A 24,760-nucleotide genomic window follows, 5' to 3' on the forward strand; every position below is an offset into this window, starting at 1 on the left:
TTCCGCGGAATTTTCCTGCTAGAATGCCGGTTTCCCGAAAACCGCTTGTTATGGAGCAGAAACAATGTCGATGGCTGATCGCGATGGCCTGATCTGGCTGGATGGTGAAATGGTTCCCTGGCGGGAGGCCAAAACCCACGTGCTGACCCACACCCTGCATTATGGTCTGGGGTGCTTTGAAGGGGTGCGTGCGTATAACACCGCCAACGGCCCGGCGATTTTCCGTCTGAAGGAGCACACTGATCGACTGTTCCGTTCTGCTCATATCCTGAATATGACCATGCCGTACACCAAGGAGCAGTTGAACGAGGCCCAGTGCGCGGCCGTTCGCGAGAATAACCTGGATGAAGCCTACCTGCGCCCGATGGTGTTCCTGGGGTCCGAGGGTATGGGGCTGCGTGCCGATAACCTCAAGGTCCATGTCATGGTGGCGGCCTGGAGCTGGCCATCCTACATGTCTCCGGAAGCCAAGGAGCTGGGCATCAAGGTGCGTACCTCCTCCTATACCCGCCATCACGTGAACATCACCATGTGTAAGGCAAAAGCTAACGGCAACTACATCAATTCCATGCTGGCGCTGAATGAAGCCATCGCAAGCGGTTGCGAGGAAGCGCTGTTGCTGGACAACGAAGGCTATGTGGCAGAAGGGTCTGGTGAGAACATCTTCATCATGCGTGACGGCGTATTGCATACCCCGGAGCTGACTTCCTGCCTGGAAGGTATCACCCGCGCCACGATTCTGGAATTCGCGAACGAGCTGAATATTCCGGTGAAAGAGCGCCGCATTACCCGCGATGAGGTTTACATTGCCGACGAAGCCTTCTTCACCGGCACCGCCGCCGAAGTGCTGCCCATCCGCGAGCTGGATGGCCGCGTGATCGGCGCTGGCAAGCGCGGTCCGGTTACCGAGAAGCTGCAGGCGATGTATTTCGATGCGGTTAAGGGTAAGTCGCCCGGGCACAGTGGCTGGCTGACCCACGTAAAAGGCTGATCCCGGAGCGTTTGCAAGCCGCCGTTGACTGCTTCAGCCCGGCGGCTTTGTTGTTTTCCAATCATATTGACCTGCAGGACGAGCAAATGGCAGACGTAATCAAGGTACCGGTATCGTTTGGCGAGGTGCTGGACAAAATCACCATTCTCGAAATCAAATCAGAGCGCATCAAGGACGAGGCAAAAGTCAAAAACGTCCGTCTGGAACTGAATGAGCTGAGCGCCACCTGGGACGAAGCGGTGAAAGACAAGGCGGCTGAGATTGCCGACCTGCGCAAGCAGCTGAAGGCCGTGAACGAGGAGCTGTGGGTCATCGAAGATGATATCCGCGACCAGGAAGCGGCCCAGGACTTCGGCCCGAAGTTCATTGAACTGGCCCGCGCGGTCTATGTCACCAACGACAAGCGCGCCGCCATCAAGAAAGAAGTGAACCTGGCGCTGGGCTCCCGCTTCGTGGAAGAGAAGTCCTACCAGGACTACACCGCCCGTAAGTAATTGCCTGACTGGGCGGGCGACCTACAAAAACGGCGTCAGATCACCCCAGATCCGACGCCGTTTTCGTTTCCGCTACCCGTTGAGTCTCAACCCACTTATCCAGCATGGCAGTGGCATCCTCCACCGTCACAAGCTCCATGGCACCCTCGAACTCGGCTTTCGCGCCCCAGCGTGCTTCATCCACGGTTTTACCCGTAAACTGCATCAGCGCCTCTGGATAGCGGTTAACACACCATTCCAGCGAATTGTACGGGCCCGAGCGATAAGGATTGCTGGCGGCAAAAATGCCCAACACATCGGTGCCAACTGCGCTCGCAATATGAGCCGGGCCAGTGTCCGGGGCAACCGCAAGGTCGGCGTGAGTGAGCAGGGCGGTCAGTTGCTTGAGAGTGTCCTTGCCACAGATGTTGTGGGCTTTTTCCTTCATTGCGCCCTCAATGGCGGCGCAGTATTCCGCCTCAAACGGTGCCGGGCTGCCCACCAGGGTCACCTTCATACCGTGTACACGGATGGCGTGATCCGCAAGCTGCGCGTAACGCTCAGCCGGCCAGTTTCTCAGGATGTGACTGGCGCAGGGGCTGATCACCAGGTTCAGGCGATCGTTGGCCAGCTGCTCCCGGGCAAACTCATGATCCTCCCCGGTCAGGGGAATGGTCCACCGGGGCGGCGCGGCTTTCAGTCCCAGCGGTTCCAGAAAGCTGGCCAGGCAGTCCCGCACGTGTTGCTTCGGGGCTGGCGCAATGCGCTTGTTAATAAACAGGCTGTGAAGGTCTTTGCTGCGCGCCTTGTCATAGCCAACCTTCACTTTCGCCGGAATCATGGCAGCCGCCAGGTTGGCCCGAAATGCCACCTGCATGTGCAGAAGAGCGTCGAAATGTCGATCCCGAAGCTTCTGGCGAAGCTCAGCATAGCCTTTGCGGCCGGCTTTCTTGTCAAAAACTACAAACTCCACGCCCGGGAGGTCGCCAATCAGCTTGGCTTCGATCTTGCCGATCACCCAGGTGATTTGCACGCCGGGGCACTGTTCCTGCAGGCTCAGAATAACCGGGACTACGTGGGTAACATCGCCGATAGCTGAGAGGCGCAGGATGCAGATGGAATTGATGGGCTGATGGTGGGTCTGACTGTCCAAGTTACGGTCCGTTGCGATTCTTTAACCGGCTGTTGTAGTGCCGGAAGGGTGTCGTTGGTAAACTGTGCGCCATTCTAACGTACTCCCCGGCCAACGTCTTGTGAGCCTTGGCAGGGCTATACTCGGTATCCACGGTTATGGTGTCAGTGCTCTGCGCGCCCGGCTGCGAAGACGTCGATGAGCGGTGGTTTTCTCCAGCGTTCTGGAGCGAGAGAGCGGTGCCGGTATCTGCCGGTGGCCGTGGCAGCGCATGGTTTGTTGATTCTCCCAAAGGGCCGCTCGTTCTGAGGCATTACCGGCGCGGCGGGCTGGTCGCCCGCTTCTCGGAACGCCGATATCTGTTCACGGGATATGAACGAACCCGTTCGTTCGCGGAATTCCGGTTGTTGAGCGAGCTGCGCGATAAAGGGTTGCCCGTACCAAAACCGGTCGCGGCGCTGGTGGCCCGGCACGGTGCTTTCTCTTATGAAGCGGCAATTCTCATCGAAAGAATCGAGGGGGCGAAGCCTTTGCCGGAGCATCCGGCGGTTAACAGTGAGGCTCTCTGGCGCAGGGTCGGGCAGACCATTGCCAGGTTTCACCATGAGGGGCTGGATCATGTAGATCTTAATTGTGACAACATCCTCGTCGCCGGTGACCGGGTATTCCTAATCGACTTTGACCGATGCAGGTTGCATCGTGAGAAAGTTGGTTCAGCGAGTTGGAAAGATCATAATTTGAAGCGGTTGCGTCGGTCTGTGGAGAAGCGTTGCGGCCAGCTCGAGTCCTGTAGAAAGGACGTACTCTGGCATGTGCTTTTGGCCAGCTATCAAGGCGCAAGAGCTTATGGAAATACATCACGTAAATGCGATATGAATCCTTGAACAACCTAAATGGTACCACGTTGACCCAGAACACCATCACAAATCCAGATTGGGTCGGATCCAGTAGCGCCTGGGATAGAGTTCTATCCTGGCTGGCATTTCTTGCCCTGGCCTCATACCTGCTTTTCTACGTGTTGGTGCCCGATGCCTACGCATTCGGTCCGTCACTGGTGCTTTTATTGGCCCTTCTGGTCTTTCGATGGAAAAAGCTCCTTGATGGCGTAGATAGAGAAAGTTTGGCGTTGATCGGCGTTCTCTGGCTATTTTTTCTGATGCAGGCGCTAACTTTGACGCTGCATGGCGAGGATGTGTCGGAATTTGATCTTTCCACTCGTTATGTCGCGGCCTCCCTTGTGATGCTGTTTGTATTGAAGTACGCCATCAGTGCCCGTTGGTTTTTCCTGTTCGGGGCGCTTGGTGCGCTGATGGCCGGTGCTTATGGGATATACCAGGCCGAAATTCATGGTATTGGTCGCGTGACTGCATTCGATAATCCCATTCATTATGGCAATGGGGCGATGGCCCTTGCGCTAATAGCGTTCTCGGGCTTTGTCTGGGCTGCAAAACAAACGCATCGGCGTTTCTGGCTGGCGATTCTTATTCTGGGCTCTGTTGGGGGAATATATGCCTCTCTTGTCTCTGGAACGCGGAGTGGTTGGATTGCCTTTCCAGTTATTGCTCTTATTGGCCTGTATGTTTTCCGGCAGCCGCTCATCAAGCGAAAGGTTATTCTCGTCCTTCTGACGATTATGATTGCAGCAGGGCTCGTTGCGGCGTCTCAGTTTGATTTGGTTGAGCGTAGAATGACGATTGCAGTCAATGAGTTCATTGATTACTACGAAGATGGCCGAAACGGCACTTCAGTTGGTCTGCGACTGGACATGTGGAAGGCAGGCGTAAAGGCGTTTCAGGAAAACCCTCTGATTGGCTCTGGTCCCACTGGGACAGAGGCGGTTATCAGTGACCTTATTGTTTCGGGCCAGATACATCCTGCCGTACAGAATTTTCGCCACCTGCACAATCAATATATTGACGTGATGGCTCGGTACGGGGTGATAGGGCTTGCGTCCTACCTTTTGCTGATGGTCGTCACCTTCGGACTTTTCTTGAAAAAAACCAACTCGGATGTCCCGGAGGTTAAAGCTTTGGCGCTGGGTGGGGCTTTTTTTGTCACTCTTCATGCGGTCGTGAATTTAACCCAGAGCATGCTTGAGAGGAACATAGGCGTTACGATGTTCGTGTTCATGGTTGTATTCATCTGGGCTGTACTGAAGCGAGAAGAAGCAAGACAGATTGAGTCCGTCGATACTGTCTAGAGCGGCACGCTGCATGCCCACGACCAATTTGGATAAAAGTTTGGGAGAGACGACTTGACTGTTACCTGTTTTTTGCCGTGCCGAAAAGGTAGCGAAAGGGTGCCAAGAAAAAACATTCGGCCGATTGCCGATAAGCCTTTCGGGTTGTTGCAAATAAAGCTCGAGCAACTCCTGGCCACCAAACTTATTGATCGAATAATACTCTCGACTAATGATGAAGAGATTATTGAGTATGCCGAAAAGTTTGAGACGTCAAAACTGGACATCCGTCTGAGAGATGATGCCCTGGCTTCCAGCAGCACCAGCACAGATGAGCTGATTGAATATGCCGGCTCGCAGATTGAAGAAGGGCATATTCTATGGACTCATGTCACGTCCCCCTTTTTGACCACACGCCTTTATGACGCAATTATTGAAAAATACCTGAAGCAACTTGAATGTGGATACGATTCTCTGATGTCAGTCAACGAGTTGCGTGGCTTTATATGGGATGAGTCCAGGCCGGTTAATTATGATCGGAATGTTGAGAAATGGCCACGGACCCAGACGCTGGAACCCTTGTACGAAATTAATAGTGGTGTCTTTCTGGCCCCGGAAAACGTGTATAAGGTGAAAGGCGATCGAATAGGTGATCGGCCATACAAGTATATTCTGGATAAAATTCAGGGCTTCGATATCGATTGGGAAGAAGATTTCCTGATGGCGGATGCAATGCTCTCTGCCGGGATATCCGAAATTTAATCCCGCGCTTCAAGATGACTAAATCTATGAATACGCAAAAAATAACGTTTCTGGACTGCACTTTACGTGATGGTGGTTATTACAACGACTGGGATTTTGATACGGATCTGATCTCCCGATACCTTGAAGCCATGGCGGCTGCTGGAGTCGATGTCGTCGAGATGGGATTGAGGACATTGAAAAACCAGGGGTTCAAAGGCGCCTGCGCTTATACCACCGACGAATTTCTTGCCAGTTTACACATTCCAGAATCTCTGTCAGTCGGGGTCATGGTGAACGCCTCTGAACTGGTTGGCGCACGCTCGCTGGAGGATCGGTTGCAACAGCTATTTCCCTGTTGTGCGGATGATTCGCCAGTCAGTGTGGTACGTATTGCGTGTCATATTCACGAGTTCGACGAAGCCGTCGAGGTGAGTGGGTGGTTGAAGAGCCGTGGCTACCGTGTTGGATTTAATTTGATGCAGGTTGCCGATAGAGCCCAGGGCGAAATTGAAACGATTGCAAAGAAAGCATCGTTATACCCGATTGATGTCCTTTATTTCGCGGACAGTATGGGAAGCATGGCCCCGGAGCAGACAGCTCGTATCATTTCCTGGTTACGCCGCCATTGGCGGGGCGAGTTGGGTATACATACCCACGATAATCTTCGTATGGCATTACAGAATACTCTGGCGGCTTTGGGGGAAGGTGCGACCTGGGTTGACTCTACTGTGACCGGAATGGGGAGAGGCCCGGGGAACGCCAAAACAGAAGAATTGGCTATAGAGATAGCGCAATTGCGCCAGCAGCAGGTTTCACTTGTGCCCTTAATGCGGATCTTGCGGAGCGACTTCCGTCCAATGCAGGAGCGGTACGGTTGGGGGACAAACCCATTTTACTACCTTGCTGGAAAATACGGTATCCACCCTACCTACATTCAAGAGATGCTGGGGGACTCCCGTTATGATGAAGAAGATATTCTCGCTGCCATAGAGCATCTGCGCGTTGAGGGCGGGAAAAAATTCAGTATTCATACCCTTGATGCCGCCAAGCATTTTTATGGCGATGTGCAAAGCGGCAGCTGGAATCCGGCCTCGCTGCTTCGTAACACCGAGGTGCTATTGCTTGGCACTGGTCCCGGGGTCCGACGTCATAAGTGGGCACTGGAAAATTACATTCGGGAAAATAACCCGGTGGTCATAGCGCTCAATACGCAGGCTGCAATATCCTCGGAGCTAATCAGTCTCAGGGTCGCATGCCATCCTGTTCGGCTACTGGCTGATTGCCATGCTCACACATTACTTCCACAGCCATTGATAACGCCCTGGGCGATGCTGCCTGAAGACGTGAAGCTCGCGTTGGACGGTAAGGATGTATTGGACTTCGGACTTTCGGTCGAGCCGGGCGTGTTTGAATTCTCGGAGGCGTCGTGCACTTTACCGACTTCTCTCGTCGTGGCGTATGCGCTGGCGATTGCCGCGAGTGGACAGGCTTCCAGGGTTCTGATGGCCGGCTTTGATGGCTACGGTGCAGATGACCCACGAAATCGCGAAATGAAAGAATTGCTGGACCTATACCAACGGACTCCGGGAGCCAGAGAGCTTGTATCGGTAACACCCACCAGGTATGAACTCACGTCTCAATCAATTTATGGAATGAGCTAAAATTTTCCGTCTAAAATGATCGAAAACTTCCTGTTTGCCAAAAAACGCCGCGACCGATGGTGGCGCTTCAATACCCTGAAGGATGCCTTTGTTACGGCTCAGCAGGCTAACGCGAACTCGAAAAAAGAGGTTCGCGTGCTGGACCGTGCGCTCCGCCGCATTGGCTATGCTCGCGCTCCTGAGGGTCTGATTCCGTTTTGGCGTGAACTGGTGAACCATGGTGCTGTACGGAAGAGGCAGCTCCAGGCTGGCGATGTAATAAAGATCGAGGCACTTGCTCATGAGCTAAACCCCGAGACGCTCCCTGCCAGCTGCTGGCTCGACCTTTATCGGCTGTGTATCGGGGTTGGTTTTTTTCAGCCCGGCAGAATTCTCAGAGACCATGGATTAGCTCGAATGGCCTCAGACGCCACGCGGGACGATGCAGTGAGTGTTGAGAACCTGGCGTTGGGGATTTACGCAGAGCTTGAGAATGGCAACTTCGGGGCTGCTGCATCTTTGTTGAATAACCTGGAGCACATGGAACGTAATGAACAGCGGCGTTCGCAAGCCCGTTGGTTTCTTCAACTATTGCAGGGCAACTGGGAGCAAGACACTCATGGCTTCGTTGGTTTCGCAACAGCGATTGACCTAGAGTTTGGAAGCTTCATCGAAGGTAAGCGAATCGCTCTGGTCGGACCAGTGCCGAGTGAAAAAGCGCAGGGAGCTGAAATTGATAGCCACGATGTCGTTGCGAAGTTCGGCTACAGAGGGGGCGATAAGGGGCGTGATCCTGAAACGCAGGGGGAGCGTCTGGACGTCAGTTATTACAACAACACCCAGGCTCAACAACTGGCGCAGTCTGATTATGACGCGGTTTTCTCCTCTATTCGCTGGGCGGTATGCCACAATCGAAAGGGACGTGCTCTGTTTCCCGCAGATTATCCCGGGGTTAGGCAGCTTGCATCTTTTCAGTGGCTGCTGGCGGATACCCATTTTAATGCGGGGCCCAATGCGATTATAGATATGCTCCGCTTTCGTCCTGCAGGCATCCGTGTGTTCAATACGGACTTGATGTTGTCCTCAGGCCGGTTTGCAGGGTATACCCCGGCCGGTGCCAAGCCCGTCGATTATACTCGCTCCTTCATCAAAACCCATGATCCCATACTGCAGTACCAAGTCATGCAGCGACTCTGGGAGGTGGGTTATCTTTCAGGCGACGATCGCTTCAACGAAGTGATGGGCATGGGGCTCCAACGTTACCTTGATGAACTCCAGCAAGCACATGGAGCCAGGGAGCAAGCACTCATTTAAGGGCTAACGATGTCTTGTTCATTCGATTACCGTCAGTGTCGTGTAGTTTCGAACCTGGACGAACTGGCGAGCCGCAGGCTCGTTGATGGAGTTTTTGAGGGTGAATTACCTCGGGAAAAAGTTTTCCGCGACAATTGGCGAACGCTGAGTGCACGGGTACGTTTTCTTGACGAGTCATTGTTGCTGAAGGTTCCCCGGGCACGAAATGGCCGGCGCTGGGAGCGTTTCCTGACGCGCTTTCGGGAGAGTGACGCGTTGCGAACTTTCCGGCACATAGAGCAGTTGTCTGGTATGGGATTTGGCGCACCGGATCCGGTCCTGGCATGCGAGTACCGGCACAAAGGTGTCGTTGTCGATTCTTTCGTCTGTTATCGATTCGTCGAGGGGCGGCCGGCTGGTCCGCAAGATGCGAGCAAAATTCTCGCAACACTCCGGGCGCTGCACGAACGTGGATATCTTCGAAGTGATGCGCAACTGGCTAACTTCCTGATTGTGGAAGAATCGGTCACCTTTATTGATTTTCGGTTGAAGAAGCCGCGATTCCTACCCCGGTTACAGAAAGCGAGGGAAATAGATCGTTTCCTGAGAAGCTGTCCCGAGGCTCGCGGCTTCCTCTCCCGCGAAGAGATCTCGTCTTTCTGGCTTCGATTGGCCTCCGGCCTGGAAGCAGCCAGTTTCAGTTTGCGGAGCCTGAAACGGCGGATACGGGAACGAAGGAAAGCGACACGCTGAGAGAACCGCAGGCGCAAACTGTCTTGTTAGGATTCAAGGATAACTGAAGTATGAAAAAAGCGGTTCTTTTCTGTCCTTCCCGTGTCTGGGGTGGCATTGAAAAAAATGTACATCTCAGGGCCCGGTTTCTGGGGGAGGCCGGTGTAAAGGTATATGTGGTCCTGCTTCAGGGGTATTTCGCAGATCGCTTTGCTGATCTGGAGAATGTCACAGTCATTGAAGTTAAATCACGAGGTGGGGATCTCAATCTTTTCGTTGTCGCAAATTATGTGAAGATTCTCAGGAAAATCAGGCCTGATGTTGTTTTCGCTGCCCTGAAAAAGGATTGGTGGCTGGTGACATTGGCTTCGAGCCTTGCAGGTGTTGATCGCGTTGTGCTCTACCTAGGGATCTCGCGAAGAGTGAAGAGCCCTATCAAGTATTTTGCGATCTTCCGGCTGATGAAAGCTGTTTTGATGGTTAACAGCGACTCTCTCAAGAATGAAATGTTGAAGTATCCCCGCTTTTTCGACGACCGCAATGTTTTCAAGGTTTGCAACGGCTTTGATCTTCCTCCTCCGGAAGAAACACCAATGAATTTCAGAGAGCTCCTCAACCTTCCATCCGACACCGTCATTGTCGGTTGTGCTGGACGCTTCAGTCCGCAAAAGGGATTCGACCTTTTGCCGGATATCCTTTCCAGGCTTCCGGACAATGTGCATGTCGTTCACGCGGGAGAGGGAGAATTTGAAGACGAGATCAAGTCGGCCATCAATAATAGGCAGGAAGCTGCGAGAATCCATTTCCTTGGTTACCGGAAAAACATGCACGCTTTCTTCAAAGGAATTGATCTTTTCCTGCTGTGTTCAAGGAACGAGGGTATGGCGAATGTTCTGAACGAGGCAATGAGTCACGGTAAGCCCGTGGTTTCAACCCTTGTGCCAGGAAGCGAGGAATTGCTGGCACACGGTAAATACGGTGTTCTGGCAGATGTAAATGATGTAGAGGCCTTGGCTCGGGGGATTCGGGCAATCGTTGACGGGGAGCATGTCTACTCTCCGGAGGAACTTCGGGATTGGATTCATCAGGAGTTCGGGCTCCACCGAATGATTCGCGAAACAAACAGGCTCTTTTTTGAGTCTGAACCGTGTTGATTATCATGCGGGACACTAAAAAGGCATCAGTTCATTTTTCGTATTAAGGGTAATCTTTGGCTACTAAGTATCGGCTTCGGGCGTTTTGGATAGACACTTGGAACAGGCTGCGGTTTGGCACTGAAGCGCCGCGTTACGCGGAACGGATCTGGGTGAAGCCCTCACAATGTCAGCGATACATTGAGGCCGCGGATTTGACGGCCCACTTTGGTTCCCGGGTCCGGCAGATGTCTGGTCGAGTTGTGACTGAATGGCCGAGTTCGCTGGAGCAGTCATTTGATCGGCATCCCAAGCTGACCTATTGCTGGTCTCACTGGCGTGATGGGAAGAATTGGGAAGAGTCTGGCGCAATCGGGTTCATGCTTGGAAAAATTGCGGTTTCGCCGACTGGAGTGACAGATAAGTGCCGTACTCCTGAAGATGTTGCCAAGCGTTTTGACGCGCTTGATGCCATCTGGGCCGATGTCAGATCCCGGGGCAGTCTTCCATCACGCAGGGATCTGGACCCCACCAACTTTCGTGAGGTTGGGGGCGTTCTGGTGCATCTCGGGCCCGGTGGTGAGCCGATATTTTCCGGCGCGGGCTGCCACCGCTTTGCCATGGCGCTAATGATGGACAAGCCTTTTCCGGCTCAGCTTGGAGTTGTACACGTGTCTGCCTTGGAGAGTCTTCGCGACTTTCGCACAGAGTCGACACGTACCCAGGCATCGCCGCGTGGGGCCGAGATTGATTAAAGTGATCATTGGAGCTAAAGGATGTCTGTTTTGAATCAGTACAAGACCTGGGTGTTCGATTGTGATGGGGTTCTGCTGAACTCGAACCGGGTAAAGACTGACGCATTTTTTGAGGCCGCAAAGCCATACGGCGCGGACAAGGCACAGGCGTTGGTGGACTATCATGTCCGGCATGGGGGCATTTCCCGTTACGTGAAGTTCGAAGCTTTTTTAACCGAGATAGTGGGGCGGGAAGCCGTTGACGACGATGAGCTGGGCGATTTGCTTGATCGCTACGCTGGGTATGTGAAGCAGGGGTTGCGGGATTGTGAGGCCGCGTCAGGATTGGAACGGCTTCGGATATTGACTCGGGGAACAAGATGGCTGGTCGTCTCTGGGGGTGACCAGGAAGAATTAAGAGAAGTGTTCAGTGCCAGAGGGCTGGCTGCTCACTTTGACGGCGGTATTTTCGGTAGTCCCGACAACAAGGATGAAATACTGAGCAGGGAAATAGCTTCCGGCGCCATTGCATTGCCTGCGGTTTTTGTGGGCGACAGTCAGTATGATATTGAGGCTGCATCCCGGGCCGGGCTGGATTTTATATATCTCAGCCAGTGGAGTGAATCCGATTATAACTTTCAGGGCGCGTCACTCAGGCTGAAATCTATCGAATCCATTGTTGAGCACATGGCCTAGGGGCTGAGTTCGGGTTCCGCCAAAAACGCCTCAACCACCGTCCTGGCACTGAACGCCTCAAGCCACTCCGGTTTGACCTCAATAGGCAGTTTGCCAATCACCGATTCAAGCCCCTCCGCCAGTCCTTCCGGCGTGCCCGGTGTCAGGTATTGTTCAAGCTCGCCCTGAAACACAAACCGCACGCCGCCACGGCTGTCTGTTGACAGGATGGGTGTGCCACAGGCCAGGGCCTCAGTCAGCACGATGCCCAGCCCTTCGTATTCGGACGCGAGCACAAACAGGTCGGCCCGGTGCATCCAGGGATAGGGATTGGTGCGCTTGCCGGCGAACATTACCCGTTCTGCTATTCCGAGTGACCGGGCTTTTTGTTCAAGCTCCTGACGTAACGGGCCTTCCCCTACAATAACCAGTTGATGGGGAATCCGGGCTTTAGCGAACGCTTCCAGCAGGAGAGCATGCCCTTTCTGGGGAACCAGCCTGGCAACGTTCACGATATACGGGGCTGCAGGTATGTCAGGATCGTTAGCCTGTGCCATGGCCTGAATCTGTTCGACAGGACAAGGGTTGGTGATCACCCGCAGACTCTTCGGTTCGATATTCCCTTTCTCGAACGCTTCCTGAGCCGACTCCAGAACACCAGACGAAACACAGGCCAGGTGCCGATTGTGGAACACCAGCTTCCATTCCAGCTTTTTCTGCCACAGAGGCCGGTCGTAATGGATAACATTTTCCAGTACGTAGATGTTGCGGTCGTCGCGGAAGGACCAGAAATACTTGAAAGTGCCCAGTCCGCGAAACACGATACGGTCAAAGCGGCCATGCTGTCGCTCAAGTTTCTGGATATGGCGCTTCAGTAACCATCCGCTGAGCCACCCGACCCACATGAAGTGGGATTTTGGTAGCAATACGCCAAGAAGAAGGCGGGACAGCAGGAAAACCGGAATGCCAATCACCGACTTGAGCAGCGCCTGCTGTTGATCAAAGTGATGAAGCTTCACCCCTTCATGGGCAGGCTGCAGGTCGTTGGGACGGTTCCGGCAGGATAACAGGTGGCTCTCGTGACCCTCTTCGGCGAAGGCGTCAGCCAGATTGACGGCAACGCGCTCCATACCACCCATCTTGAGGCTGTGAATGACGACCAGGGTTCTCATGCGGTGGGTTTCTTCTCGATTCCGTTGACCGCCCAGAACGTGCGGTTATCTTTCACCGCTTTACGAATGGCGCGGTTCTTTGCCCAGATCTCCGGTTTGGAGTAGCCGCGGGCATGATCCAGATGCAGGCACACGGTGCTGTAGCGGATCTGTTTCGATTTGTGGCCGTAGTTCCACAGGCGTTCGCCCAACTCCCGGTCCAGTCCGCCGTACTGCATATCCTCGTTGAATCCGTTCACCGCGATCAGGTCTTTCGTCCAGGTGGAGCTGTTCATGCCATTCCAGCTGGCGGCAGCGGGGGTAACGGAGTTCATCAGCTTTTTCACTAACGGAGAAGGCGATAGCTTCCAGAGTTTGTGGGTTTTGGGCTGGCCATTTGCGACGAGCCACTTGGGGTCAAAGATTACCCCGGAGCGGATGTCATCGTCGGAAATTGTTTCAGACACCGGCATGGTGAGCTTGATGTAGCCACCGGACAAAAAGTACCCGGGCTCTGCCAGAGTGCGATGGCTTTCAATAAAGCGCGGCTCGGGAATACAGTCACCGTCGGTAAAGATCAGGTAATCACAACTGGTGTCATGGATCGCCTTGTTGAGGATCTGGCACTTACGGAAGCCGTCGTCCTCATGCCAGACGTGATCAATCGTGAGAATGCCGCGTTCCCTGAAGCTTTCGATCAGTTGTCGGGTTTCGTCTGTGGAGCCGTCATCGGCCACGATGACACGAAAGTCTTTCCAGGTCTGGTTTTCATACCCGGTCAGTACCTTGCCAAGCCACAAGGGGGAATTGTAGGTGGTGATAACCACGCCAATGGATTGTGGTGTCATAACTTAGTCGGGCCCGTGACGGTGTCGCATTAAAATCAGGGACCTAGTATACACGCGCTCGCGGCTTGTTTCCTGTCAGGGATTCTTACGATCGGGACGGATCAACGACACAGCTTCTTGGGGTTATAGGGATTAGGGGTTCCCGGCGTCAGGTGGCGGAAACGCTTGTACTCCCATTGATACTGCTCTGGAATTTCGCGCACGCAGTTTTCGATCGACAGGTTCAGTGCGGTCGTCGCGACGACAGGATCGGTGGCATCCATATCCGGTTCGCATTCGCGAATGATCAGGCGGAAGCCCTTGCCGTCTTTCAACCGCTCGGAGAAAGTCATCAGCGGCGTGGCGCCGGACTTCTGAAGGAGTTTTGATACCAGGGTCATGGTCCGAACGTTCAGTCCGAAAAACGGTGCATGGGCGACCCCTTTCGCGCGGGGGCTCTGGTCAGGGAGAATCCCGGTAACGCCGCCTTCCCGTAAAAGGGTAATCATGCGTGCGAGACCGCGCCGGTCACCACGCACCAGTTCAGAGCCAATACGTCCGCGCACCCGGATCATGTAATCCTCGAATTCACTGATGTGGGGCGGGCTGTATAGCGCCGCCATTTTATGGCGGGAAGAAAAATACAGACCGGTCAGTTCCCAGTTGCCCAGGTGAGGTGCCAGCAGCACCAGCCCTTTACCTTTGGCGAGTGCGTCGTTGACCAGATGTTCACCCTCAATCTCCCGAATCAACCCCAGGCAATCTTCAACTGGCCATTCCCACATCAGAGGAATTTCCATCAGGGTCTGGCCGGTATGGCGCAGGCTTGAGCGAGCCAGGTCCCTTCGCTGGTGTTCGGGCATCTCTGGGAAGCAGATGCGCAGGTTCGTGTCCGTCACTTTGCGTGACTTACTGTTGAATACCCAGCCCAGCGTGCCGAGCATACGGCCAATCAATTGCGCGCCTCGCAAGGATAGCTTGCCGGCCAGTTTGAGGGCGAGGATCAGGAATGTTGCTTTGGAAACGGCCATGGATAGGGACATCATCTCTAATAGTCGGACTGAGCGGAAGCTATCACCATCGGCCCCGTGCGGCAAGGCGGTACCGGGAAACTACAGTTTCTGGGAACGCTCCCAGCTTTGTTGCCGGTCGCTTAACTCCCATTCTATCCGCAGGTAGAAACGCTGGATGCGCCGGGAGATATACCGCTGCCGCCAGGCGGGTATGGCCGAGAGTTTGTTTGGGATAGTAGGGGCGCCGAGTCCGTCGACCAGGTACAGTTCCGGCCGCCGCTCCGGCTCTACCACAACGAGATTATGGGGCAGCAGGTTGCGGGTGAGGATGCCGGTGTTCAGGAGCCAGTTACAAAAGCGCCCGACAGCTTCCTGTATGGGATGATCAAATCCCTGGCGTTGAAGGTAGTGTTCCAGGGTTTCGGCGGGCTGATTGTGGTCGTCCAACAAGAGCTCGCTGACGTTAGCGCTTCCCAGAGAGGTTTGTACCGCGCCATGGAAACGGGGCAGGTGCTGCCAGACTGCCTCGGCCTGTCCCCGCGCAACCAACTGACGAATGGCACTTTGATGGTGGGCCTTCAGCTCCTGGGCATTATCATCAATCCGTTTTTTGCCCAGCAGCTTTTTGGCCAGGGGCTGGCGCTGGAAGCGGGCCTCTATGTTTTCAGGGCGCAGCACTTTCAGGCACAGCCGGGGGTTGTCGGGGTGCCGAAAACAATGCCGGTTGGCGCCGGAAGCAAACGGTGTCTCCGTCGACAGATCAATCATGGTGATGGTTCCTGAAAAGCTGTCGATAAGTGTCTTCGGTTCGGGAGGCCATGCTGTCGATCGTCAATTCTGTCCTCGCATACTCCATTGCGTGGCGCTCGGCGTCACGGAGTTGTTCCAGTGCTGACAGGTGCGTGGCCAGTAGTTGAGAGAGGGCTTCGGCAGAATGGTTCTCTGCCAAGGCTATGGCCGGTAACAGCTCCTTTGCTCCGGCCACGGGGGTGGCAAGGACCGCGCACCCGGATTGCAGTGCTTCAATGAGAACGTAAGATAACCCTTCCCGGTGCGAGCTGATGATGCAAACGTCGGCATGCTGAAGCCAGGTCTCCGGGGTGCTCTGAAAGCCGGCCAGTGACACTCGCGACGACAGGCCCGTGGCGGCAATCTGCGCTTCCAGCGAGGTTCGCTGGCTACCCTCCCCGATGATAGTGAGCTGCGCGTCGTTGTTAAGCCGTTTCCAGGCCTGGATCAGTAAATCAAAGCCTTTGACGGGCTCAAGGCGGCCAATCGCGACGGCCTGTATGGAGGATCTTTTGCTAAAGGGCGAGGGCAAAACAGACGAGCCCTGGCACGCGGAGCTCCCATTGTAGATCAGTGTCATGTTCGGGTGCTTGAGTGTTGCCATAACTGCCTGGCTAACGCCGATAACGGCGTCCATCCTCTCAAGCCCTCGATGGCTCTTTTTAATGCCGTGGACGGTGCCAATGCGTTTGGCCGGCAGCTTCAGTTGGCTCAGCAAAGCGATGGCTTTGTTGCCCTGTCCGTGGCAAAGATCGGGGGCTAAATGGCGAAGCAAACTCCGAAGTTTCAGGTACAGAATGGGATTGCGCCTGCCCAGATGCATTGGCATCGGGTGGACATGCACGTTGTTGCTGAATTGGTTCTGGTAGGCCGGGTGCGCAATCAGGTGAAGGGTATGACCTCTCCGGGCAAGTGCGTCCGCCAACTCGGCTGTGTGCTTTTCCATGCCTCCCCAGGTTGTGCCGGGGGTTGCAAGCACCATGGCGATGGTCAGCGGGAGCTCAGCAGTCACAAAGTTCGCCTTTGGTCTTCAGCAGGCGTTCATAAACGGAGAGGGTTGCTTCCGTCTGGGCTTCCAGTCGAAATCGCCATGGCACCCGGATGTCGTGGCCCTGCGTGGTAAGAAGTCGCAAGGCGGCCTGTGCGAAGGCATGGGTATCATCAGGCTCCACCAGCCCCTCCGGAAAACAGGCTCGCAGGGTTTCCGCCGCACCGCCACGATCGAAGGCTACCACCGGTGTGCCGGAGGCCAGGGCCTCGGTGACGGTGCGACCGAAGGGTTCCGGCTTGGTGGACATGTGACAGACCAGGTCCGATAACAGGTACAGCTCAGCCATGTCATTGCGTTGCCCCAGGAACGTAGTGTGTTGTATCAGTCCCAGTTCTTCCCGTCGCCGTTCCAGCTCTTCCATGAAGCGATCCTTGCCGGGTTCCACTCCGCCCACGATGATTCCGTGGCAGTCAGGATTCTTCTGGATAATCTCGGCCATGGCTTCCAGAAACATCAGCTGGCCTTTCCAGCGGGAGATACGCCCGGGCATCATGATGATGCGTTTGTCTCGCAGGTGCGGGTGCTGTTCTATCAACCGGGCGTGCCAGGCGGAATCCAGGGTCTGACTTCGGAATCCGTCCACGTCGACCCCGCGCTGAATCACGGTCAGCTTGTCCTCGGGAACCCGGAAATTACGGATGATGTAATCCCGCACGCAATCGGAGACGGCAATGATATGGTCCGCCTTGGCCATAATGGCGCTGTAGGGGTTAACGGAATACATGCCATGGAATGTTGAGACCAGGACCGGGCGTTCGTGTGCGGGCAGTCCGCGCCAGGCCAGCCAGGTAATCCAGGCGGGCATACGGGAGCGAACGTGAACTACGTCCGGCCGGATGTCTTCCAGCAAGCGTCGCATGGGTAGGATCTGTCCAAACGAGGCTGGTGATTTGCGATGAACCGGCATGGCGACATGGACCGAGCCCTGGGCTTCCAGTTGCCCAACCAGGGGGCCCCCGTTAGACACCACGAACGACTCGTGGCCCCGTTTGACCAGTTCGGCGGCGAATTCCACGGTGCCACGCTCAACACCGCCGCTGTGCAGGGCGGGCAGAATCTGGAGAACTCTCACCGCGAACCTCGACTGAGGAACAGATGGATCAGCCACTGGGCAGCCCGGTCCGCCTCCCACAATCGGGGTCTTTCCCCGGGGGAGCGGTCCATAACGTTGGCATGATCGCTCCAGCGAGCAACCTGGCCCCGTTCTTCCAGCAGTTCAATACCCCGTGCTACCCGGCTGCCTGCCTTAGGGGGCAGCTGGATCAGGCCGGTCGGAACGCCGGATGTGGCCGCTTCACACACCATGGACATGCTATCGGGAGTGACCCAGGCGGCGCCAGAAGCGGATAGCTGATGGGCAAGCCAGTCTTCATGAGTACGCTTGGGGTCCACAACGCTCACCCGGATGCTGTCCAGCTCTTCAAGGCGTTCCGCCAGGGCTTTTGGCGTGCGGCGGGAGCTGCTGATGGTCCAGCGCCAGCTCGGGTAATCCGCGATCAGTTGGCTGATTTGGTCGAATACCGCGTCGTCATCCCATTCAAAGTGGGGGGACGGGCCGCCAATCAGGACCAGAGCCTCCGGTTTTTCCGTGATACGTGCCAGGGGGGTGATACTGTTGAGAACACCTTGTGTGGTGAGAATGCGTTTGTCGGGGTTAACTCCGTCATGCTCCGGAAGGATTACGGCGTCTGCCCATTTCATGGGAAACGCAGGTTTCATCAGCACCACGGTTTTTGCCCGTGCGGTACGACGCAGCGCCAGCAACAGCCGATGTGTGGAGGTGCCGGCCGCAATGATAAGCGTGGGGGAGGGCAGTGAAGGCATGGACGCGGGCGCTATGCCCAAAAGGGCATGCCACAAGGATACCCGATGCTCCCCGGCGTCAACCCAGTGGAGTGCGGCCCCGGCCCGAACCCGCAGGCGATTGCCGATTCCCTTGAGCTGGTTCCGGTGTCCCGGTTTGGTATCGGTCAGTAACCAGACCACTGGGGCATCAGTCTGCATTCAATGCGGGTCCTTGCGATAGAGATCCGGGTCGTCTTTCGAGGGCCGGGTTTTGAAGCGTCTGTGCATCCAGAGATACTGATCCGGATGGCGTCTGACTTGCTGTTCAATAGTGTGGTTGACCAGTGTGGCATCTGCCATGTCATCACCGGAGGGAAAGTTATCCAGTGGTGGATGGAAGTAGATGTCATATCCGGGTTGATCATCCCGTCGGAAGTGGCTGAATGGTACCACCGCACACCCGCTGCGTTCTGCAATTCGCGAGGTTGCGGTAATGGACCCGGCCGGCACGCCGAAGAAGGGCGCAAACACGATGCCCTTGCGCCCGTAGTCCTGGTCGGTGGCATACCAGACAATGCGATTCTGTTTGAGCTGCTTCAGCAGGCCGCGCAAGTTCCTGCTGTCCAGGGCAATACCGTAGCGCCGCTCACGGGCGCGGGTCATGACGGCGTTCATTAACGGATTGTTGTGGTCCCGCTGCATGACGTCGGCCTCGATGAATTCGGTGACCAGGCTGCCACCCAGATCCAGTGTGCTGTAATGACCACCGAGCAACAGGATGCCTTTGCCCTTGGCCAGTGCGGCATCCACATGCTCCAGTCCATGCACGGTGGTCACCGGCAGGTAGGTTTTTGGGTCGCGGAACCATGCCAATCCGATTTCCATCATACCGATACCGTTGGAGTGAAAGGCCTTGCGAACCAGCTGTTGTTGCTCCCGCTCCGACAGCTCCGGAAAGCACAGGCGGATATTCACCTCGGTAATATGACGGCGGCGGGGAATCAGGCGGTACGCAAGCTCGCCGATCACTTTGCCGATCCGCCATTGCAATCCCAGGGGCAGCCTCGACATCAGCCACATCAGGGCAATGCCAATCCAGGTTGGCCACCAGCGAGGGTGGCGATAACTTGTATATCGGGTATCGCGTTTTTTTGCGGGGCGCTTGCTCACGCTCGGGTCATCTCGTCTGTGTTTCGGTTATGAAACCGGAGTTTAGCAGGGTGTTTCCTGTCGACTAAAGTAGGAATGCAGGCGAACGGTCCTGTGATTCGGTAGAATGCTCCCCGAATCGCCGTCCCGGAGACTCCATGCTGCACTTTTTTTACTCTCTGTTTTTTCGCCTTGCGCTGCCATTTGTATTGTTGCGTTTGTGGTGGCAAGGGCGCCGCAACCCCGAGGCCTGGAAGCGCTGGCAGGAGCGTCTGGGGTACGTTGAGCAGTCGTCGGAACCAGTGATCTGGGTGCATGCGGTGTCAGTGGGAGAGACCATCGCCGCGGCGCCGCTGGTGAAGGCGTTGCTACGCCGTAATCCCGACACGCCGATCCTGATGACAGCGATGACGCCGACCGGGTCCGCCAGGGCAAAAGCCATGTTCGGCGACCAGGTTCGCTACGCTTATTCCCCCTACGATACACCCGGCGCGGTCCGTCGGTTTGCCGAGCGGGTTCGCCCGATGGCGCTGGTGATTATGGAAACCGAACTCTGGCCCAATATGATTGCCAATACCTTCCGCCACGATGTGCCCATATTCCTGATCAATGCCCGCTTGTCAGAGCGGTCCGCCAGGGGCTACGAGCGGGTGCCGTCGCTGGTCCGACCGTTATTGCAGAGCATCTGCTGGATTGCCGCCCAGGCAGAGGAAGATGCCGGGCGCTTCCTGCGGATCGGCGCCACGCGGGAATCCGTCTCGGTGACAGGGAGCATCAAGTTTGACGTGGATATCTCCGCATCACTCAGGGCGGAAGCTGCGGCCGTGAGAAACCAGCTTGGAGAGCACCGCCCGGTCTGGATCGCTGCCAGCACCCACGAAGGGGAAGATCGCAAGATTCTGGAAGCCCATAAGGCTGTGTGCCGGAAATTTCCCGATGCCTTGCTGGTGATTGTGCCCAGGCATCCTGAGCGTTTTGATGACGTCGCTGAGCTGACGGAATCGGTGGGCTTGCAGCTGTCACGCCGGTCAGCAGCGGCAGGTCCCGTCTCAACGGAAGTCCAGGTCTATCTCGGCGACACCATGGGGGAGTTGCTGATGCTGTATGGCGCTTCTGATATTGCGTTTGTCGGCGGCTCGCTGATCGAGCGGGGTGGCCACAACCCCCTGGAGCCGGCTGCCTGGGGTATGCCTGTGCTGTCTGGCCCTCACATCTTCAATTTTGAAACCATCTACAACCGCTTGAATGCCGGGCATGGTCTTTATCTAACACCATCCACTGACGCGCTGGCGGACTGTGTAATGGCTCTGCTGGCCGATCCGGACTCCGCCAAGCGGACGGGAGACAGCGCCCTGGCCGTAGTGAATGCCAATCGCGGCGCTTTGGAAAAGGTCGTGGATGGTATTGTCGAGAGGGTGTGATGCCCCTCCGGCGCCGGGGCGCCGGAGGGGAGGCTGGACCTCGACTTACTGAGTCGGGTCCCCGATGGTTTCCTCTTCGTTGGCGAGGGCTTCAATGCCCGGAGCCGAGGCGCTCAGCCAGTTGTTGAGGTCGATCAGGTCCTGAGGGCTCAGGGTGCCGGCGGCCTGCTTCAGGCTGAGGGTGTTGATGACGTAGTCATAACGGGAATTGGCGTAATCCCGCAGCGCTACGTAGTAAGCACGCTCTGCATCCAGTACTTCCACGATATTGCGGGTACCGACCTCATAACCGGCGCGGGTGGCATCCAGCGCACTACGGCGGGAGATGATGGTCTGTTCCAGGGCGGACGCCGTTTCAATATTGGTATTCACCGTGCGGAACAGGCTGCGGGTGTTGACCCGAACATCCCGGCGCGTGGTCTCCAGGCCCTGTTCGGCCACGGTGACCAGTGAGCGCTGTTGGCGAACTCCGGCCTGGGTGCCGCCCCCCATGTACAGTGGCACGTTCAGGGTTACACCGATCACCGCTTCGGTTGTGGTGCCGTCTGCCCGTTGTTGTACCGGAGCCGAACCATTGTCCAGGCCATCAATCTCGCTCTTACCGTATGAGGCGTTCAGGTCCAGGGTCGGGTAGTGGCCGGCCTTGGATACCTTCAGGTTCGCCTCGCTGGTGTTAAGCTCATACATCGCTGACTGAATGGACCAGTTTTGTTCCAGTGCGGTCATTTCCCACTTGGTGGGGTCCATCGGCTCGGGGCGACCCAGTGGGAAATTCTCCCGTAGATTATCCAGCTCTTCCGTGTACTCGCCGGTCAGGCGCGCCAGTTGTTCGCGGGCGATGTCCAGGTCACTTTCGGCGGCGATACGCTGGCTTTTGCTGTCGTCGTAGCTGGCGCGGGCCTCATACACTTCGGTAATCGCGATCAGGCCGACATCGAAGCGTTCCTGGGCCTGTTCATACTGGCGCTGAATTGCCGCTTCGGTCGCCCGGGCGGTGGTCAGGGTGTCCGCAGCCCTCAGTACATTGAAATAGGCGGTTGCGACGTCAAGAATCAGCTGCTGTTGTGCCAGGTTGTACTCTGCCCGGGCCGCCTCGCTCTGAAATTTGCTGGCGTCGTAGCCATACCAGGCATCGGCCCGGAACAGGGGTTGGGTCAGCCGGACACCATAGGCCAGTGTGGTGTAGTCCACGTCCTGATTGGAGCTTTCGGAGTCGGTGTAATTGGCTTCACCGAAGGCATTGACCTGGGGTAGCAGGTTTGCGCGGCTCACATCCGTGCCGGCTTCCTGGGCCTCAAAGCTGGCACGTGCCGCTGCGATTCCGGAGTCGTAGGAAAGCGCTTTCTCGTAGGTTTCGATCAAATCCATGGCCAAGGCGGGTTGTGCCGCGAGCAAGCCAATCATTCCTGAAAGCAATCGTTTCTTCATTGTGTCTCCTGGTACGTAAGCACGTCTGCTCCACTCCGGAGCGCTTATGTTGCAATCTGATGGATACTTTCGGTCAACAGTGAACGAGTTTGGCTGGTCATTATGGACAATAATTGCCCGCATCTCTACACTTGCAAACGGCACTCATTTAGAGTGTCATGTAACACGAATTCGCGTCTTGACGGGGTGCTGGCCTGAAGGAAATCAGGCTGGCTGAGATTGCAACGCAGAACCCGCGACCTGATCCGGATAATACCGGCGTAGGGATTAAGACAACATTGCTGTAAGCCACGTGGAACCCCCTTGGATGAAATCCTTCAGCGGGGCCCTGACAGGGAAAACACAGTGCCTGCGGCTCCGTCATACGCGACCCGATATTCCCCCAACTGTTCCGGGAGCGCATGATGACAGACTTACCTTCCTACCTGAGTGATTCAGCCAAAGTTGATTCGGCCGCAATCAAACCGTTACCAAGCTCACGAAAGATCTACGTGCAGGGTAGCCGAGCGGACCTCCGAGTGCCTATGCGGGAAATTACTGTGCAGGACACGCCGACCGAAATGGGGGGTGAAAAGAACCCCCCGGTTATGGTGTACGACACCTCCGGCCCCTATACCGACCCCGAAGCCACCATTGATCTGCGCAAAGGCCTGCAACCGATCCGTGCCGCCTGGATAGAAGAGCGGGGCGATGTCGAGCAACTGGATGGTTACACGTCCGAGTTCACCCGTCGGCGCATGAAAGATCCCCAGCTTGATCCGCTTCGTTTCATGGACGAGCGCAAGCCTCTGAAAGCCAAGCCTGGCAAGAATGTCAGCCAGATGTACTACGCCCGGCAGGGTATTATCACCCCGGAGATGGAGTACATCGCCATCCGGGAAAACATGAAGTTGCAGGAAGCGAGGGACAACGGGCTGCTGAAGGATCAGCATCCCGGCCAGTCTTTCGGGGCATCGCTGCCGGAGGAGATCACACCGGAGTTCGTGCGTGACGAAGTTGCCCGCGGGCGCGCCATCATTCCCGCCAACATCAACCACCCGGAAACCGAGCCGATGATCATCGGCCGCAACTTCCTGGTCAAAATCAACGGCAACATCGGAAACTCCGCCGTCAGTTCCTCCATCGAGGAAGAAGTGGAAAAGCTCACCTGGGGCATCCGCTGGGGCGCGGATACCATCATGGACCTGTCCACCGGCAAGAACATCCACGAAACCCGTGAGTGGATCATTCGCAACTCCCCGGTACCCATCGGCACAGTGCCCATCTACCAGGCGTTGGAAAAAGTCGGTGGCGTCGCCGAAGACCTGACCTGGGAAGTCTTCCGGGATACGCTGATCGAACAGGCGGAGCAGGGCGTGGATTACTTCACCATCCATGCCGGCGTACGTTTGCACCACGTGCCCATGACCGCCAAGCGCACCACCGGCATTGTGTCCCGCGGTGGCTCCATCATGGCGAAATGGTGTCTGGCTCATCACAAGGAAAGCTTCCTGTACGAGCATTTCGAAGACATCTGCGAAATCATGCAAGCCTACGACGTATCCTTCAGTCTCGGCGATGGCCTGCGCCCCGGCTCTGTTGCCGATGCCAACGACGCGGCCCAGTTCGGTGAACTGGAAACCTTGGGCGAACTGACCAAAATTGCTTGGAAGCACGATGTCCAGTGCATGATCGAAGGCCCCGGCCACGTGCCCATGCAGCTGGTAAAAGAGAACATGGACAAGCAGCTGGAATGCTGTGACGAAGCCCCGTTCTACACCCTTGGCCCGCTGATCACCGACATCGCGCCAGGTTACGATCACATCACCTCCGGCATCGGCGCCGCGATGATTGGCTGGTACGGCTGTGCCATGCTCTGCTACGTCACTCCGAAAGAGCATCTGGGGCTGCCCAACAAGGACGACGTCAAAACCGGCATCATCACCTACAAGATCGCCGCTCACGCCGCCGACCTGGCCAAGGGCCATCCGGGCGCCCAGATCCGTGATAACGCTTTGTCCAAGGCTCGCTTCGAGTTCCGCTGGGAAGACCAGTTCAACCTCGGCCTCGACCCGGACACCGCCCGCGCCTATCACGACGAAACCCTGCCCAAGGAGTCCGCCAAGGTCGCCCACTTCTGTTCCATGTGCGGGCCGAAGTTCTGTTCCATGCAGATTTCCCAGGAAGTTCGGGAGTACGCGAAGGAGCACGGCCTTGATGAGGTGTCTGCGGTCGACGCTGGCATGCAGGAGAAGTCCCGGGAGTTTGTTGAATCCGGGAGCAAGCTCTACGACAAGATCTGACTGTGGAGTGTGGATCCGGTAGCCTGATGGTTTAGTGGGGGAGCCGGGGTGGCAGGGCTGTTCAGGAGACGCCTCAAGACGTCCTGTTCGGCTTGGGCTCCGCCATCCCTGGCTCCGCACACTCCTGAACAGCCCTGC

General features: G+C 56.1%; 23 protein-coding genes and 1 riboswitch. Of the genes, 13 read left to right on the top strand and 10 right to left on the bottom strand.

From position 1 onward, the window contains the following. Positions 1 to 64: 64 nt before the first annotated feature. Positions 65 to 991 carry a branched-chain amino acid transaminase gene (locus tag ACQUWM_RS18240; RefSeq protein WP_407001292.1) on the top strand — a complete coding sequence of 309 codons (927 nt, stop codon included), beginning with the start codon at positions 65 to 67 and terminating at the stop codon, positions 989 to 991. 86 nt (positions 992 to 1,077) lie between these two features. After that, positions 1,078 to 1,485 carry a DUF6165 family protein gene (locus ACQUWM_RS18245; RefSeq protein ID WP_407001291.1) on the top strand — a complete coding sequence of 136 codons (408 nt, stop codon included), beginning with the start codon at positions 1,078 to 1,080 and terminating at the stop codon, positions 1,483 to 1,485. 40 nt (positions 1,486 to 1,525) lie between these two features. Here ACQUWM_RS18245 and ACQUWM_RS18250 read toward each other — a convergent pair whose 3' ends face one another. Further along, complete coding sequence (locus tag ACQUWM_RS18250) at positions 1,526 to 2,590, bottom strand: glycosyltransferase family 9 protein (RefSeq protein ID WP_428923055.1); 1,065 nt, start codon at positions 2,588 to 2,590, stop codon at positions 1,526 to 1,528. A gap of 164 nt (positions 2,591 to 2,754) precedes the next feature. Here ACQUWM_RS18250 and ACQUWM_RS18255 point away from each other — a divergent pair, with 164 nt between their 5' ends. The 9 genes from ACQUWM_RS18255 to ACQUWM_RS18295 all read left to right on the top strand — a co-directional run bounded on the left by ACQUWM_RS18255 (position 2,755) and on the right by ACQUWM_RS18295 (position 11,747). After that, positions 2,755 to 3,480, top strand: coding sequence for a 3-deoxy-D-manno-octulosonic acid kinase (locus tag ACQUWM_RS18255; RefSeq protein WP_428923042.1), 726 nt, complete (start codon positions 2,755 to 2,757; stop codon positions 3,478 to 3,480). Next, complete coding sequence (locus tag ACQUWM_RS18260; RefSeq protein ID WP_428923043.1) at positions 3,462 to 4,796, top strand: O-antigen ligase family protein; 1,335 nt, start codon at positions 3,462 to 3,464, stop codon at positions 4,794 to 4,796. The genes ACQUWM_RS18255 and ACQUWM_RS18260 overlap by 19 nt, the downstream gene beginning before the upstream one ends. 54 nt (positions 4,797 to 4,850) lie before the next feature. After that, positions 4,851 to 5,537: a cytidylyltransferase domain-containing protein gene (locus tag ACQUWM_RS18265; RefSeq protein WP_407001288.1), complete on the top strand. Its 687-nt coding sequence runs from the start codon at positions 4,851 to 4,853 to the stop codon at positions 5,535 to 5,537. Positions 5,538 to 5,563: 26 nt separating this feature from the next. After that, positions 5,564 to 7,180 carry an aldolase catalytic domain-containing protein gene (locus ACQUWM_RS18270; protein ID WP_428923044.1) on the top strand — a complete coding sequence of 539 codons (1,617 nt, stop codon included), beginning with the start codon at positions 5,564 to 5,566 and terminating at the stop codon, positions 7,178 to 7,180. A gap of 15 nt (positions 7,181 to 7,195) precedes the next feature. Beyond that, a complete protein-coding gene (locus ACQUWM_RS18275) occupies positions 7,196 to 8,473 on the top strand; it encodes a hypothetical protein (protein WP_428923045.1) in 1,278 nt (425 codons plus the stop codon). A 9-nt stretch (positions 8,474 to 8,482) separates the two neighbouring features. Continuing rightward, positions 8,483 to 9,205, top strand: a complete 723-nt coding sequence (locus ACQUWM_RS18280; protein WP_407001285.1) for a hypothetical protein — start codon at positions 8,483 to 8,485, stop codon at positions 9,203 to 9,205. A 50-nt stretch (positions 9,206 to 9,255) separates the two neighbouring features. Then, positions 9,256 to 10,338 carry a glycosyltransferase gene (locus tag ACQUWM_RS18285; RefSeq protein ID WP_428923046.1) on the top strand — a complete coding sequence of 361 codons (1,083 nt, stop codon included), beginning with the start codon at positions 9,256 to 9,258 and terminating at the stop codon, positions 10,336 to 10,338. Between the two features lie 227 nt (positions 10,339 to 10,565). Continuing rightward, positions 10,566 to 11,072 (top strand): hypothetical protein, encoded by a 507-nt coding sequence (locus ACQUWM_RS18290; protein ID WP_407001283.1) that lies wholly within the window; start codon positions 10,566 to 10,568, stop codon positions 11,070 to 11,072. Between the two features lie 21 nt (positions 11,073 to 11,093). Further along, entirely contained in the window at positions 11,094 to 11,747 is a 654-nt protein-coding gene (locus ACQUWM_RS18295; RefSeq protein ID WP_407001282.1) for an HAD family hydrolase, read from the top strand. Here the strand turns inward: ACQUWM_RS18295 and ACQUWM_RS18300 are convergent. The 8 genes from ACQUWM_RS18300 to lpxL all read right to left on the bottom strand — a co-directional run bounded on the left by ACQUWM_RS18300 (position 11,744) and on the right by lpxL (position 19,512). After that, positions 11,744 to 12,898 (bottom strand): glycosyltransferase, encoded by a 1,155-nt coding sequence (locus tag ACQUWM_RS18300; protein WP_428923047.1) that lies wholly within the window; start codon positions 12,896 to 12,898, stop codon positions 11,744 to 11,746. The two genes, ACQUWM_RS18295 and ACQUWM_RS18300, sit on opposite strands and share 4 nt — an antisense overlap. Beyond that, positions 12,895 to 13,725 (bottom strand): glycosyltransferase family 2 protein, encoded by an 831-nt coding sequence (locus ACQUWM_RS18305; protein ID WP_428923048.1) that lies wholly within the window; start codon positions 13,723 to 13,725, stop codon positions 12,895 to 12,897. The genes ACQUWM_RS18300 and ACQUWM_RS18305 overlap by 4 nt, the downstream gene beginning before the upstream one ends. A 101-nt stretch (positions 13,726 to 13,826) precedes the next feature. Then, positions 13,827 to 14,735 (bottom strand): lysophospholipid acyltransferase family protein, encoded by a 909-nt coding sequence (locus ACQUWM_RS18310; RefSeq protein ID WP_428923049.1) that lies wholly within the window; start codon positions 14,733 to 14,735, stop codon positions 13,827 to 13,829. Between the two features lie 81 nt (positions 14,736 to 14,816). Further along, positions 14,817 to 15,485, bottom strand: a complete 669-nt coding sequence (locus tag ACQUWM_RS18315; RefSeq protein ID WP_428923050.1) for a YrbL family protein — start codon at positions 15,483 to 15,485, stop codon at positions 14,817 to 14,819. Beyond that, entirely contained in the window at positions 15,478 to 16,518 is a 1,041-nt protein-coding gene (locus ACQUWM_RS18320) for a glycosyltransferase (protein WP_407001277.1), read from the bottom strand. The genes ACQUWM_RS18315 and ACQUWM_RS18320 overlap by 8 nt, the downstream gene beginning before the upstream one ends. Continuing rightward, positions 16,508 to 17,629: a glycosyltransferase family 4 protein gene (locus ACQUWM_RS18325; protein ID WP_428923051.1), complete on the bottom strand. Its 1,122-nt coding sequence runs from the start codon at positions 17,627 to 17,629 to the stop codon at positions 16,508 to 16,510. The genes ACQUWM_RS18320 and ACQUWM_RS18325 overlap by 11 nt, the downstream gene beginning before the upstream one ends. Next, on the bottom strand, positions 17,626 to 18,561 hold the full coding sequence (locus ACQUWM_RS18330) for a mitochondrial fission ELM1 family protein (RefSeq protein WP_428923052.1): 936 nt from the start codon (positions 18,559 to 18,561) through the stop codon (positions 17,626 to 17,628). Before ACQUWM_RS18330 ends, ACQUWM_RS18325 begins: the two co-directional genes overlap by 4 nt. Next, the gene (gene lpxL / locus ACQUWM_RS18335; RefSeq protein WP_407001274.1) at positions 18,562 to 19,512 is read right to left on the bottom strand and encodes an LpxL/LpxP family Kdo(2)-lipid IV(A) lauroyl/palmitoleoyl acyltransferase; all 951 of its coding nucleotides are present in this window, start codon (positions 19,510 to 19,512) and stop codon (positions 18,562 to 18,564) included. It lies immediately after the preceding gene. Positions 19,513 to 19,649: 137 nt separating this feature from the next. Between lpxL and waaA the strand changes: the two genes are divergently transcribed. Beyond that, a complete protein-coding gene (waaA, locus tag ACQUWM_RS18340; RefSeq protein WP_407001273.1) occupies positions 19,650 to 20,912 on the top strand; it encodes a lipid IV(A) 3-deoxy-D-manno-octulosonic acid transferase in 1,263 nt (420 codons plus the stop codon). Between the two features lie 45 nt (positions 20,913 to 20,957). Here waaA and ACQUWM_RS18345 read toward each other — a convergent pair whose 3' ends face one another. Further along, complete coding sequence (locus ACQUWM_RS18345) at positions 20,958 to 22,340, bottom strand: TolC family outer membrane protein (protein ID WP_428923053.1); 1,383 nt, start codon at positions 22,338 to 22,340, stop codon at positions 20,958 to 20,960. Between the two features lie 172 nt (positions 22,341 to 22,512). Beyond that, a riboswitch (TPP riboswitch) is annotated at positions 22,513 to 22,624 on the top strand. A gap of 120 nt (positions 22,625 to 22,744) precedes the next feature. Between ACQUWM_RS18345 and thiC the strand changes: the two genes are divergently transcribed. Then, positions 22,745 to 24,622, top strand: coding sequence for a phosphomethylpyrimidine synthase ThiC (gene thiC, locus ACQUWM_RS18350; protein ID WP_407001271.1), 1,878 nt, complete (start codon positions 22,745 to 22,747; stop codon positions 24,620 to 24,622). Positions 24,623 to 24,760: the final 138 nt, after the last annotated feature.

The sequence above is a fragment of the Marinobacter sp. DUT-3 genome (assembly GCF_050379435.1).
Classification (GTDB): Bacteria; Pseudomonadota; Gammaproteobacteria; order Pseudomonadales; family Oleiphilaceae; genus Marinobacter.

What these genes read in the sequence shown, in the direction of transcription:
- ACQUWM_RS18240 (WP_407001292.1), top strand. Translation starts at nt 65, where the DNA reads ATGTCGATGGCTGATCGCGATGGCCTGATCTGGCTGGATGGTGAAATG.
- ACQUWM_RS18245 (WP_407001291.1), top strand. Translation starts at nt 1,078, where the DNA reads ATGGCAGACGTAATCAAGGTACCGGTATCGTTTGGCGAGGTGCTGGAC.
- ACQUWM_RS18255 (WP_428923042.1), top strand. Translation starts at nt 2,755, where the DNA reads ATGGTGTCAGTGCTCTGCGCGCCCGGCTGCGAAGACGTCGATGAGCGG.
- ACQUWM_RS18260 (WP_428923043.1), top strand. Translation starts at nt 3,462, where the DNA reads ATGCGATATGAATCCTTGAACAACCTAAATGGTACCACGTTGACCCAG.
- ACQUWM_RS18270 (WP_428923044.1), top strand. Translation starts at nt 5,564, where the DNA reads ATGAATACGCAAAAAATAACGTTTCTGGACTGCACTTTACGTGATGGT.
- ACQUWM_RS18275 (WP_428923045.1), top strand. Translation starts at nt 7,196, where the DNA reads ATGATCGAAAACTTCCTGTTTGCCAAAAAACGCCGCGACCGATGGTGG.
- ACQUWM_RS18280 (WP_407001285.1), top strand. Translation starts at nt 8,483, where the DNA reads ATGTCTTGTTCATTCGATTACCGTCAGTGTCGTGTAGTTTCGAACCTG.
- ACQUWM_RS18285 (WP_428923046.1), top strand. Translation starts at nt 9,256, where the DNA reads ATGAAAAAAGCGGTTCTTTTCTGTCCTTCCCGTGTCTGGGGTGGCATT.
- ACQUWM_RS18290 (WP_407001283.1), top strand. Translation starts at nt 10,566, where the DNA reads ATGTCTGGTCGAGTTGTGACTGAATGGCCGAGTTCGCTGGAGCAGTCA.
- ACQUWM_RS18295 (WP_407001282.1), top strand. Translation starts at nt 11,094, where the DNA reads ATGTCTGTTTTGAATCAGTACAAGACCTGGGTGTTCGATTGTGATGGG.
- ACQUWM_RS18300 (WP_428923047.1), bottom strand. Translation starts at nt 12,898, where the DNA reads ATGAGAACCCTGGTCGTCATTCACAGCCTCAAGATGGGTGGTATGGAG.
- ACQUWM_RS18305 (WP_428923048.1), bottom strand. Translation starts at nt 13,725, where the DNA reads ATGACACCACAATCCATTGGCGTGGTTATCACCACCTACAATTCCCCC.
- ACQUWM_RS18310 (WP_428923049.1), bottom strand. Translation starts at nt 14,735, where the DNA reads ATGGCCGTTTCCAAAGCAACATTCCTGATCCTCGCCCTCAAACTGGCC.
- ACQUWM_RS18315 (WP_428923050.1), bottom strand. Translation starts at nt 15,485, where the DNA reads ATGATTGATCTGTCGACGGAGACACCGTTTGCTTCCGGCGCCAACCGG.
- ACQUWM_RS18330 (WP_428923052.1), bottom strand. Translation starts at nt 18,561, where the DNA reads ATGCAGACTGATGCCCCAGTGGTCTGGTTACTGACCGATACCAAACCG.
- waaA (WP_407001273.1), top strand. Translation starts at nt 19,650, where the DNA reads ATGCTGCACTTTTTTTACTCTCTGTTTTTTCGCCTTGCGCTGCCATTT.
- ACQUWM_RS18345 (WP_428923053.1), bottom strand. Translation starts at nt 22,340, where the DNA reads ATGAAGAAACGATTGCTTTCAGGAATGATTGGCTTGCTCGCGGCACAA.
- thiC (WP_407001271.1), top strand. Translation starts at nt 22,745, where the DNA reads ATGACAGACTTACCTTCCTACCTGAGTGATTCAGCCAAAGTTGATTCG.